This window comes from Runella sp. CRIBMP (genome assembly GCF_009905605.1).
GTDB lineage: Bacteria > Bacteroidota > Bacteroidia > Cytophagales > Spirosomataceae > Runella.
In genome coordinates, this window is record NZ_JAAAKZ010000001.1 from 1215404 (window position 1) to 1227923 (window position 12520).

General features: G+C 41.2%; 10 protein-coding genes. 8 read left to right on the forward strand and 2 right to left on the reverse strand.

Going from position 1 to position 12520, the window contains the following annotated elements; translation table 11 throughout:
• The first annotated feature begins 73 nt into the window (after positions 1-73).
• From GVN20_RS04960 to GVN20_RS04975, 4 genes are read left to right on the forward strand one after another with little or no spacing between them, the layout of a single operon-like run.
• Positions 74-787: a hypothetical protein gene (locus tag GVN20_RS04960; RefSeq protein WP_166557238.1), complete on the forward strand. Its 714-nt coding sequence runs from the start codon at positions 74-76 to the stop codon at positions 785-787.
• A complete protein-coding gene (gene yidD / locus GVN20_RS04965) occupies positions 784-1236 on the forward strand; it encodes a membrane protein insertion efficiency factor YidD (protein ID WP_166557239.1) in 453 nt (150 codons plus the stop codon). The genes GVN20_RS04960 and yidD overlap by 4 nt, the downstream gene beginning before the upstream one ends.
• Before the next feature lie 56 nt (positions 1237-1292).
• Positions 1293-2093 carry a hypothetical protein gene (locus GVN20_RS04970; protein WP_166557240.1) on the forward strand — a complete coding sequence of 267 codons (801 nt, stop codon included), beginning with the start codon at positions 1293-1295 and terminating at the stop codon, positions 2091-2093.
• On the forward strand, positions 2038-2922 hold the full coding sequence (locus tag GVN20_RS04975) for a hypothetical protein (RefSeq protein ID WP_206023196.1): 885 nt from the start codon (positions 2038-2040) through the stop codon (positions 2920-2922). Before GVN20_RS04970 ends, GVN20_RS04975 begins: the two co-directional genes overlap by 56 nt.
• A 34-nt stretch (positions 2923-2956) precedes the next feature.
• Here the strand turns inward: GVN20_RS04975 and GVN20_RS04980 are convergent, their stop codons facing one another.
• Positions 2957-3409: a TM2 domain-containing protein gene (locus tag GVN20_RS04980; RefSeq protein WP_114066971.1), complete on the reverse strand. Its 453-nt coding sequence runs from the start codon at positions 3407-3409 to the stop codon at positions 2957-2959.
• A gap of 83 nt (positions 3410-3492) precedes the next feature.
• The gene (locus GVN20_RS04985) at positions 3493-4014 is read right to left on the reverse strand and encodes a hypothetical protein (RefSeq protein ID WP_166557242.1); all 522 of its coding nucleotides are present in this window, start codon (positions 4012-4014) and stop codon (positions 3493-3495) included.
• A 262-nt stretch (positions 4015-4276) separates the two neighbouring features.
• On the opposite strand from GVN20_RS04985, the gene cmk reads away from it, so the two are divergent.
• The 4 genes from cmk to GVN20_RS05005 form a co-directional block, all read left to right on the forward strand.
• Complete coding sequence (cmk, locus tag GVN20_RS04990; RefSeq protein WP_166557243.1) at positions 4277-4984, forward strand: (d)CMP kinase; 708 nt, start codon at positions 4277-4279, stop codon at positions 4982-4984.
• Positions 4981-6051 (forward strand): FAD-binding oxidoreductase, encoded by a 1071-nt coding sequence (locus tag GVN20_RS04995; RefSeq protein ID WP_166557244.1) that lies wholly within the window; start codon positions 4981-4983, stop codon positions 6049-6051. The genes cmk and GVN20_RS04995 overlap by 4 nt, the downstream gene beginning before the upstream one ends.
• 120 nt (positions 6052-6171) lie before the next feature.
• The gene (locus tag GVN20_RS05000; protein WP_166557245.1) at positions 6172-9381 is read left to right on the forward strand and encodes a hypothetical protein; all 3210 of its coding nucleotides are present in this window, start codon (positions 6172-6174) and stop codon (positions 9379-9381) included.
• Between the two features lie 614 nt (positions 9382-9995).
• On the forward strand, positions 9996-12520 hold a 2525-nt coding region (locus GVN20_RS05005), incomplete at its 3' end, for an SdrD B-like domain-containing protein (RefSeq protein ID WP_166557246.1).

The following is a 12520-nucleotide window of genomic DNA, read 5'->3' on the forward strand; positions in this document are numbered from 1 at the left end:
TAAGTCTGACGTTTAGGTTTTTGTATGTGCATGAAAGGCTGTAATTTGCCAATATTTTTTGATTCGAATAAAAATGAATGTTGCTAGAATTTCTTTTTTTAGGTCATTGTTTTTAGCGGTTGTATTTGTTGGTGTTGGGTATGCACAAGATGTTCGTAAGGTAAGTGCTTCTATGATTATGCGCACGTCACACAAAGGAAAAACCACCAATACGCGGGCAGAACTCTGTTATGCTACTTCTGGTAGAATGGTGACGTTGTTTCCAAAACCAGCCGAGTTGTATTTATTTAATAATGCCAACGGTGAATTAAGGGTGTATGACCCGACAAAAAATACCGTATTGCAGCAACAAAATGCGACTTACAGCACCGAAACAACCCAATTCTTCTTTTTCCTTCACAATCGTAAAGCAGATTTGGGCCTGTCAAGCATGGGATTTAGCTTGGGAAGTACGAAGTTTGAGAATGGAGTGATGATAACGACTTGGAAATCGCCTACTCCTTTAGCTAAAAATATTAAGCGGGTGGAGTTGGTGCATAAAGGTCAAAATCCCATTTTTATGAAATACGTTGACCCTTCAGATCGAACGATTAAGAAGGTGTTTTACTACGATTATACAAAGTTGGGAACGATTGATTTTCCGCAGACAATTACGCAAATTGACTATGTAACGGCCAAAGACTCTATCGTGACCAAAACCGCTTACGGTGCATTGAAAATAAACGAGCAGGTACAGTCCAATTTGTTGGAATTTGCCATTCCGTCTAATGCTAAGGTAATCAAATGAAAACTCTCATAGCTGGGAAATGGGTTATTTTGCTCTTAATAGCCCTGTCAATGCAATGCATGGCACAAGTGTCTGATTTGGATTTATTGGCCGAATCTGGTTCTGCCCCAACGGTCAAATTCGGCCAAGCTAAGAAGGCAAAACAAAAGGCATTTTTGCGATTTAATCCCGTGTATTGGATGCTTAATGGAGCCCTGACGGGGTATCAAAAAGTAATATCTCCGCAGATTTCAGCGGAGTGTCTTTATGAACTTTCTTGCTCCCGCTTTAGCCGGGCCGCAATTCAAGAATTTGGTATTTTTAAGGGCATTGCTTTAAGTGCCGACCGCATTTCGCGTTGCAATCGAGTGGCAGCAACCAGCATTGAATTGATTCGTATTTCGCCTCAAACGGGGAGAGTAATAGATCTGCCTTCGATGTATCGTCAAAACATCAAAACCAGTAAATGATGCATAAAAGGAATAGGTTTAATCTATTGTTTGGGTTTTGTAATTTGATAAGTTTATTGACTTGGCTTCCCTTAAATGCACAGCATAAATCATCTTCAGATTCACTTTTTGTAGAATATTTATTGGAGAAGAAGTACTACAATGACGTACTTCAATGGACAGGGAAACACCAGTCACTCCCGTATTTTCGCGCCCTTGCTTTTTATAATCAACAACAGATAGACTCCGCCATTCATTATTTTGAACGTGTGCCAGTTCAACATCCATATTATATCAAATCGCGATTTTTAGAAGGTTTTGGCCATACTTTTTCAAAAAGTTACGAAAAAGCAGACACTATATTTACGGCGTTGCAAGTGGTCGATTCGCTACAAATGGCGTTAAGAAATCTACAGTTAGCGGGAGTGAGCCTATTAAAACGCGATACATTGCGGTTTTCATCCTACCAATCTCAATTTAGCGGCAAGTACTTTGCCTTCAGTCAGGAAGAAGAAATGCTAAAACAGAGCTTTGATATGCTCAAAAAACATAAGCGCAAGTCGCCAGTGGTAGCGGGACTTATGTCGGCGATTGTGCCGGGAACGGGCAAAATGTATGCAGGGAAGTTGGGGCAGGGGGTAATTACCTTTATTCAAAATGTGGCCTTGGGGTTCCAGGCGCGGGAGGCTTATCGAAAAGATGGTTGGAAAAGCCCGCGTTTTTTGCTGTACAGTGGACTATTTACGTTTTTCTACGTGGGTAATATTTGGGGGAGTGTACTTACGGTTAATATTCACCAACAGGAATTTAATGATAAAATGGATGGACAGATTTTGTTTAATATGCAGATTCCTTTGCGTACTGTTTTTAATCAGTAGAGGAGTAGTAGCGCAAGTTTCATTGACGGCCGACAGTCTTAGCATAGCAGGTCAGTTTGATTTGGCCTCGGTGTATTATGAAAAGGCATTGTTTGATCAAAGTCAACGAATTGACTCAATGAATGCTGATGCTTATAGAGTGACGGCAAATGAATTATTATACAAAAAAATTCAGTGCCAAAAATACCTGAAACGTTTTGAGGAGGCTTGGCAAACGGCTCAGCGTTTTAATCTCAATGAGCCGAATGATACCCTGCACTATAAACTCAGATATGAGGTAGCATTGGCGGGTTATTTGAGCCAACATTATGGCGAAGCACACGGACAAATATTGCAAACTCGGTTCTATATACGCGATTCTACGTTGTTTTTAGGTTTGGATGTATTGGAGATTCTTGCCCTGAATGAGCTTGACCGTTGGGTCGAATCAAAGGAATTATTTAGGAAATACGCCGCTCGTAATCAATTAAAAATAGATACAGAAGAGTTGTATAGTTTTCTTCGAAAAAAGCCCAAAAGCCCCGAAAAAGCGCAATTGCTTTCGTTTATAATGCCTGGCGTTGGGCAGATGTATGCGGGCTTTCCGACGGAAGGGCTTGTTTCGGTTGGCTTACAAACATTGGCTTTAGGTTTTGGCGTATATCATGTTTGGCATCGTTATTACCTGATTGGTTTTTTTACGGGAGCGGGTATGTTTCAGGCGTTTTATTTTGGAGGAGCCCGTCGAGCAGAATTAATGGCTGAAGAAACCAACCGAAAACGAAAAGCGAAGAATAATCAACAAATACGAATGGTGTTGATTGAGTCAGAAAACAAAAAAGGGAAGTAGTTGCTACTTCCCTTTTTTGTTTCTATTGGACGAATTAGTTGGTCCACATGAAGAATTTCTTGTTGTTGACGTACGAATCGAATTTCTTTTCTTCGATTACTTCCATCAATAAAACAATCCAGTCAATCAAGTTTACAATTCCTAAACCACCGCAGGTCAGGATATAACCAACGATAACGCCGCCCGCAGTACCTAAGTAAGCACGGTGAATACCTAACCAACCCACAACCCAAGAAAGGATAAAAGCTACAACGGGCTTTTTGTCGCCGGCCATTACCTTAGTAGCATCGCCAGCCTGTCCTGTGCCCATAAGGCTTTCAAGCGCAGAGGTAGCTTCGGCGGTATTTGCTAAATCAAGTTGCTCACCAGCATTAAGGGTTTGCTCAATGGCTTGTGCATCAACAAAATATTCAGCAGTGTTGGTAGCATAGCTTTTACCTACGAGAAGTACGGCAAAGCTGAAAACAAGTGCAAATAGTTTTTTCATAAACTTACTTTGGGTTTTTGTTTAAATACAAGCCAAAAATAGACTTTTGGCGCACAACGTACAAATAAGAATACGGAGAATTTTTAGAATTTAAAAGAAACTCCCGCCTGAACCCATGAACCGCCTGAGCCAAGGTCAGCAAAGAGGGCCATTTTTTCAGAGAAATTATACGTACCTCCAACTCTAGCGAGTAAAGTTGCTGTGGTATAACGAGTTCTTGAACCCAGACCATAGGCATTCCAATAGGAGTCAGGATAACCGTAGCTACGAAGTAAAATACCCCCAGATACGTACAAATCGAAATCGTCATTATCTAGATTTAAGATACGATTAAGGTGGTACGTGGCACGTGGCCCAATTTGAATGTCAGAATAAGAATAGTTGACACCAATGTAACCAAGGCTAGGTCTTTCATAGCTGGCATATAAACCTACTCCTAAATCATCCATAATTCCATACTCAACAGTTGCGTTGGCTCCCAATGAGAAAAGGCCGACCCCAATGGCAACTCTTTTATCGCCTTTAGAGAACTGAGCAATGGAAGTTGAGTGGAAACAAATCATTGCCGCAAAGGCCAACAATGTGATTGAAAAGAATTTTTTCATAATGAACTTTTGATTAATAGTTGGAAAAACGGTTCAAAGAAACTACAAAAAGTACTTAGAAAAAAGTTGGAATACGCTAATTTATTATTCGGTAAGCTAAGGAGCAAAAAACGATTTCTCCTTTAGTAAATGTAGAGACGAAGCCCCAGAAATACAAACGTTTAAAATAATTTTAATCACTAATTAAACTGAGAAAATACCTTTTTTTTATAATTGTCGACGCTTCATCTCTATCTTTGCCGCCTAACCTACTTCACTACGTATGTCCAAAATCATTATTGCGGTAGATGGCTATTCAAGTTGCGGAAAAAGCACCACCGCTAAAGGTGTCGCGGCCCATTTGGGGTATGCATACATTGATACTGGTGCCATGTATCGGGCCGTTACGCTTTATTTCCATACGCATCATATCACACTCACCAACCCCAGAGAAATCTCCAAAGCGCTTGAGGGGATTAAAATAGACTTCAGGAGAAATCCTGAAACAGGACGCAACGAAACCTATCTCAACGGATTGAACGTGGAAGATGAAATTCGGAAACTGTACATTGCCAATTGGGTCAGTGAAGTAAGTGCGGTGTCGGAAGTACGGCGGGCGATGGTGGCCCAACAACAGCGAATGGGTAAAGCCAAAGGCGTGGTTATGGACGGACGCGACATCGGAACCGTGGTGTTTCCTGAGGCGGAGCTTAAAGTGTTTATGACCGCCGACCCGCAAATCAGGGCACAACGCCGCCAAATAGAATTGTTGGAGAAAGGAGAAATGCTCGATTTGGAAGATATTCTGAAAAATATTCACAAACGAGACTTGATTGACACTACCAGAGCTGACAGCCCTTTGCGGCAGGCAGATGATGCCACTTTGGTCGATACCTCTTTTATGACCTTGGATGAACAAATAGAATTGCTTACCAACTTGGCCGACGAAAAAATCAGCAGTTCGATAAGACAACGTCGCACCAACCTATGAACGCCGATTATTTGATTGTAGGTCAAGGCATCGCAGGGTCGATTCTGGCTTGGACTTTATCTCAGCGCGGGTACCGGGTGCTAATCATGAATGACCCCACGCTGCCGTCAGCTTCCAAAGTTTCGGGGGGGATATTTAATCCCTTGACTGGGAAAAAATTATATCGGACTTGGAAAGCCGATGAGCTTTTTCCGTTTGCCCACAAATTTTACTCCGACATGCAAGCGCAGCTCGGTGGAGATTTTCTCCACAACTGCGATGTGTATCGTCCGTATCGCTCTATCGAAGAACAAAATTCTTACTTGGCCCAAACCGCTGATCCAAACCTTTCGAAGTATGTGGTTGAACGCGCCGATGATGCCAAATTTTCGCCTTTTGTCGAAAATCCTTATGGGGGACTTCAAATTACGCAGGCTGGATGGGTAGATTGCGTGCAGATGCTTCAAAAAATTGAGCACTATTTTATTGAAAATAAACAATATATACACGATAGAGTAGACTATCAAAAAATTGAGATTCAGGGAGATGGTGTAGCGTATAATGATTTAAAAATAAAAAAAATACTATTTTGTGAAGGTTACGAAGCCCGTCAGAATCCATTTTTTAATTGGCTTCCGTTCAATCCCGTGAAAGGCCAAAGTCTCATTGCGATTGTTGAAGACTATACACTCCAAGAAATCATTAATCAAGGGACTTTTATTCTGCCACTTGATGGAAAAGGAAAATGTAGGTTGGGAGCTACTTATAGTTGGCATGATTTAGACTGGGAGGCTACAGAAGACGGAAGAGCCTATTTGGAAGACAAAATAAAACCTTACCTAAAAAAAAAGTATCAAATTCTCGAACAACATGCAGGGATTCGGCCTTCTACTAAAGATCGACGGCCGTTTGTTGGAATCCACCCAGAATACGCGTCGTTGGGGATTTTCAATGGGCTGGGAACCAAAGGCGTTAGCCTTGCGCCTTTTTTTGCGAATCAGTTTGTGAATTTTTTAGAGACTGGAGAAGAAATAGACAAAGAGGCGAATATTGAGCGAATTTTTTCGTTATATTTTCGTTCTAAATAGTGTTAAGTGTTAATGGCAATCGCGGCTGAAGGGCGAAATGCGAGAAGCCCTTTGTGAATGGCAACTATTTGCCTAACCAATTAACCCTTAACTTTTAACGATTAATAGGTTAGCCTGAATATGAAACGTTGTTTTATCACTAGATTGCTGTGGATAGGGGCGGTGGTTTTGCCGGCGCTGTCGGCTGAAGCTCAAAATTACCCTTCGCAAGAGCAATTCGGCAAAAATCGAGTACAGTATCAGCGCTTTGAATGGAAAATCCTCAAAACCAATAACTTTGAGATTTATCATCACGGTGCTGGAACACCGCTGGCTACGCTGGCGGCTCAATATGCCGAATCCGAATTTGACCGAATTACGGAAGCCTTAGGATATACGCCCTACAATCGAATCAAAATCTTCCTCTACAATTCTCCCCAAGAGCTTTTGCAAAGCAATATGGGCATGGCCAATAGTTCAGACTTAAGCGAGACCGAGCTTAATCTAGCAAAAGCGCGTTTGGAAATAGCCTTTACAGGAGACCAAATTAGCTTCCGAAAGCAGCTAATTAAGGAAATTTCGCGCTTATTTGTCTACGACATGCTGTACGGTGGTAGCCTGAAAGATGCTTTGCAAAGTTCGCTTTTGTTATCGCTCCCCGACTGGTTTATGTCAGGAATTGCGGCATATATCGCAGAAGGATGGAGCCCTGAATTGGATGATTACATGCGCGACGCGATTGTGCATCGGCAGATGAAGAAACCTTCTTTATTGACGGGCCCAGAAGCAACGTTGGTAGGCCAATCTATTTGGAATTATATTGCAGAGCGCTACGGAAAAGATAATATCTCAAATATTCTCAACTTAACACGTATCATACGTACCGAACAAACCAGCGTATCAAGCACCTTGGGGGTATCGTTTTCTCGTTTTTTGAAAGAATGGCGGGATTTTTACACCAATATGGCGACTACTGCCACTAGCAACGGTTATAAAGATCCTGCGGGGGATTGGGTACGTGACTTGGATTTGCCGCTGGGGCATCCTGCAAATAATGCACGTTTGAGCCTGGATAATCAATATGTTGCAGTAACCAACCGTAAATCAGGGCATTATACAGTTGACGTAATCAATACTGAAACCAAAGCAGTGACGACCATTATCAAAGGAAAATATGCCCTTGAAAAACGTACCTATTTGAGTCGAATGCCGTTGATTGCTTGGAGTCGTGGCAATGGTTTAGCCATTATTTCAGAAGAAAACGGGCGGGTATTTTTAGAGTTGTTTGATATTGGAGACAAAGGAAAATCGAAACTTCGATTGAGTAGAGAAATAAGGGGAATTAATCAAGTAGTTGATTTTGACATCTCAAATGACGGTTCAACGTTGGTGTTAAGTGCCGATAGTCGTGGCCAAAACGATTTGTATCTTTTCAATATAGGCCGTTCTTCGTTACTCGGGCTCACGGGCGATCTATACGACGACCGCTACCCCCATTTTGTAGGCACATCCTCTACACGTGTTGTGTTTTCATCCAATCGCGTCAAAGATTCGCTAGGCATTGCAGATAAGGGTTCCTACAAAACCGTCAAAGAAAAAATGGCGCTGTTTATACACAACGGAAACCCTCGTGCTCAAACAGTTACAAGAGTTGCGGACTCGTTGGGTTTTATCTCAAATGCCCGCACCACAGATGAAAACACCTTTTACTTTCTTTCAGATTATAAAGGTGTCGCAAATTTGTATCGGTACGAGTTAGATATTAAAAAACTAACTCCTCTAACTGGTTTTAACCAGAGTATCCGGGACTACGATTATTTGCCATCATCAGGAGCGTTTGTAAGTATTAACTGGTACAAAGACAAAGAAAGTTTATTTTATCAAAATCGACTTTCTCCAGTTGCCAATGAGTTGGTTGCTACGCCGAGGGTACAAAGTATGTCTGGGATGTCGGTTTATAAGACCGAAAATCGTAATAATCCAGCGGCGGATGCCAGTTTAATTGCACAGATGGCCAATCCTCGAAAGATTCAGTTAGATTCGGGAGAGGTTGACACGGATAATTATGAATTTGACCCAGATGTGCTTAAGTCGTTTGAATATCGGCAACGAAGAGGGACTACGGTTTCTAGCGCGGCTAATCTACCCAGTCGAAATCGAAAAAGAGAAAATATCACAATAAAGGGGCCGATTGATTATAAGAGCCTGTTTATCAGCAATGATGCCACTTCTGATTGGCGAATCGACCCAGTTCGGGGATTTGGATTTGCGCAGTCACTGACCATGAATGATTTGCTTGAAAACCACATTGTAAAGGCTGGGTTTTTCTTAGGGCTTCTCAATTTCAGGACCAATAACTTGTGGGCAGAATACAACAACCTTGCCCATCGTGTTGATTTCGGCGTTCGGGTCGACCGTCAAAGCCTCTATGTTCAACCCCCTGCTAGCCAAAAATACCGTTACAATCGGGTAGCCTTTACGGCATCCTATCCTTTTAGCAACAATGCCCGCGTTTCATTAACACCTTTCTATGCAGAATCCAAATTGTTGGATGTAAGCAATATTTCAGCGGCCGATGTTACCTCATCTTATTTGGGTGCTCGTGCTGAGTTTGTATATGATAACTCTCGAATCAATGGCATGAACATGATGGAGGGAACACGTTTTAAAGTCCGTTACGACCAATTTGGGGGTATACGAGGAACAAGGGGTTTTAACCGACTTGTTGTAGATTTTCGTCATTACCAAAAAATCCACCGTGATTTGATTTTTGCCACCCGTGTTTCTTTTGCCCGCTCAGCAGGAAAATCTCCCAAGCAGAGTGTTTTGGGAGGAATGGAAAACTGGACTGGTAACAATCAGGACGAACGTAGTGTGAATCCCTTGGCGGTTGGCTTAAGTAGTTCACTGATTCCGATTGATAATAGGGACATCTTTTTCGTAGAATTGGCCACCAATCTTCGAGGATTTAACATAAATAAGGTTTCGGGAACAAATCATTTATTATTTAATGGTGAATTAAGAATGCCCCTGATTAAGTATTTTTATCGTGGACCAATTACGTCAAACTTCCTGAGAAACTTTCAGTTGGTCGGATTTACAGACGTTGGTACTGCTTGGACGGGCCAATGGCCTTTTAATCGTCAGAATAGCCTAAACACGGAGATTATACGTTTAGATTTCTTTAGTGCCACTGTCAATAATTTCCGAAATCCTTTTTTGTTGGGTTACGGTCTTGGAGCGCGTACAATGTTATTTGGGTTTTATGTAAAGTTTGATTACGCTTGGGGTTTAGATAATGGAGAAATAAATAAAGCGATTCCATACCTAACTTTAGGGTATGATTTCTAAGGGTAAAAATATATTTCCAATCACAAAAAAAGCTGAACAATTTGTTCAGCTTTTTTTGTGATTGAAGGTGTTGGCCAATTTGTATCCCAATAAGGCAATTATTAATACTGTTTTATGAACTTTTAGAAATGGGTTATCTTTCATTTGTATCCTACAAATATTCCCTAAACTATTAAGTGATTTCTTTTGGTATTTTTCGTAAATAAGAAGTCGGCCGATTCGTTATAGGGTCCTTTTCAAGGCTTTAGGAAGGGATTTTTGACTCCTGAAATGGCTAAAAATTAGGCTTCTTGGCACGGTTTTAGCTAACCCTGTCCTTCAACGAATAATACCCGTTTTATAGAGTTAAATGGACGAAAAAGTCGAGATTAGATGTAATCCCAATGTACTTATATTTTTTGTTAAGTATTTGATAAATAGATTGTTATGTGTTTTTGGTAAAAGTAAATAATGATAAAGTAGAGTTTGGCATAATTTTAGATACTTTATAGGTGGGGCAAAACCCTCATTTAATGGTAAACACATAGGCGAACATGTTATAGTGGAAGTTCTAGGATGACTGTTAGGTGAATTTACCAAAAAAGTATATCTAATTAATAAACGATAAATTGCAGATGCAAGCACTTTTTACCACAGCCCGAAATCTGGAGATCACAAATGCTTTTAAACCTAAGCGTACGTTACAACTGGGTTTATTTAAAAAGACTCTCTGGAGTTTTTTGACAAAAGCATTTTACTGTCTACCTTGGGTTAATTCTGGAAGTAGGCCTGTGAATAACAGTGCTGTTTGTAATAAACCCTTCAAATCAAAATTAGCGCAGGAGGGGCAAATTTCATATTTGGTAAATTCTGTGGCTATTGATAGCCATTATCATTTACCAGGGGCCTCCCCTCCATTTTATGAATGCAACTCATTATCTCTTTATAAACTTACCCCGAATATTACATCTATTAAAACATTTACTTCACAGATTATGAGTAAGTTATCCATTCCTCTTCCTCTGGATAGACATCGTGTTCTGAGGGCGCGTTTCGATGAAAAATCGGAGCGATGGGTATCTACTTCCCCTCCTTATGAGGAGCGGGCAGTATCTAATACAGGCATCCATAAAAATATCGCAGTTTCTCCAAAGACGCTAATGAATTCATTAGCGTCTACGGTGGGGATATTCGTGGTTTTAATGTTGACTGTATTTAGTGCGTTAGGCCAGCAAGCGCCTAAGGTTGTAGATATTAAATTGTCTAAAACAATCAGCAACGCACAACCTACCCTCAATCAATCTATCACTTACACTGTATATGCAAAGAATGAAGGGCCTGATACCGCCAAAACGGTTGTTGTAAAAGATATCTTTCCTACAGCGGGTGCAAATTTGATTTCGAGCACACCCAGTGTTGGATCTTTTAGTGCTGGATTGTGGACGATCCCAGTCATAAGCCCTGGAGATTCGGTAAAATTGGAAATGACAGGCACTGTGATTGGTCGCGGTGTTTATTTCAATATTGCTGAAGTAGTATCAATGGCAGCGGGTCAAGAAGATGCAGATTCTGATCCGAATAATGGTGTTTTAGGGGAAGACGATTATGCTACTTCCTGTTTTTCGGTTCCTATTTTATGGTACCCAGGAGATGAATATGTAGTTTCTCTTGCTGTGTCTGGTTATACGAATGTTGTATGGACAAAAAATGGAGCCCCAATTACAGGAGTTCCTTCCGACAGTTCAAGTGTAAGCGGGGATACTTTAATTATAAAAGGTACTGGCCGATTTGCATTTAGTGCTCAGGTAAATACATGCCCAGCCACAGGCTGTTGCGAAATTATCGTAATTCCTGGTCCGCTGGGAAGTATTGGTGATTTTGTGTGGAAAGATGTAAACGATAACGGGATACAAGATTCTGGAGAACCTGGTGTAAATCAGGTTCTGGTACGTTTGTTCCAAAAAGATGATTTAGGAGTTTTTGTACAAACAGATTCGACCCTCACTGCGGGAGCAGGCTCAAATGCGGGAAAATATCTGTTTTCAAATTTGTATCCCGGAGAGTATAAGGTACAATTCGTTAGTACCACATTACCTACTGGCTGTTTACTTTCATCAAAACAGGATGTAGGTTCAGATTCTTTAGATAGTGATGCCCACCCAACGACTGGCTTTAGCCAAGTTGTAACGATAAATCCTGAAATGGGAGGTTTGCTCAAAGACAATCCAACTATAGACGCAGGTCTGTACAGTCCATTGGGTAGCATCGGTGATTTTGTATGGAAAGATACTGATAATGATGGTATTCAGGATGCTGGGGAAGCAGGTATCAATAACGTATTGGTACGTTTATACAAAAATGTCAGCAATGTATTTGTACAAGTTGACTCAATGTATACCACCGCAAACCCTGTTGGAAGTGCCCCTGGCTGGTATACTTTTGAAGGACTTTCGTTAGGAGAATATAAGATCCAAATTGTAAAAAGTTCTCTTCCTAATGGTTGTGTTTTAAGTGATTCAACCAATAAAGGCGGTGATGATACAAAAGATAGTGACTTTGATCCAACAACGGGCTTCAGTCAAGTCGTAAGTATTGATCCCACCAAGAGCGGTTTGAACAAAAATAATCCAACCATTGATGGAGCGCTTTACAGTCCGCTGGGTAGCATTGGTGATTTTGTTTGGAAAGATCTGAATGATAATGGTCAACAAGATGTCGCCGAACCTGGTGTGAAAAACGTACGTGTTATTTTATGGACTAGTAGCGGCACCACTCCAATTACGGCCATTGATACCACATTTACAGATGTGAATGGTTATTATTCCTTCACAAATTTGGTGGGCGGAACCTATCAGGTACAATTTGATACGCAGAGTTTGCCAGATACATGTCAGTTGAGTTTAAACCAGAACGTAGGTTCAGATGTCACTGACAGCGATGCCAATCCTATCAGTGGCCTTACCGCTGCAATTGTCATTGACCCAACAAAAAGTGGTATAAATAAAGATAATTTGACGGTAGACGCGGCCTTGACGACGTTCGACTTGTCGTTGACGAAGAGTTTAGCTTCAGGTCAGAGCGGGAATGTAGCGGCTGGTGACAATGTAACGTTCACGTTGACGGTGAAGAACGAAGGGTCAATGACTGCGACGGCGATTGC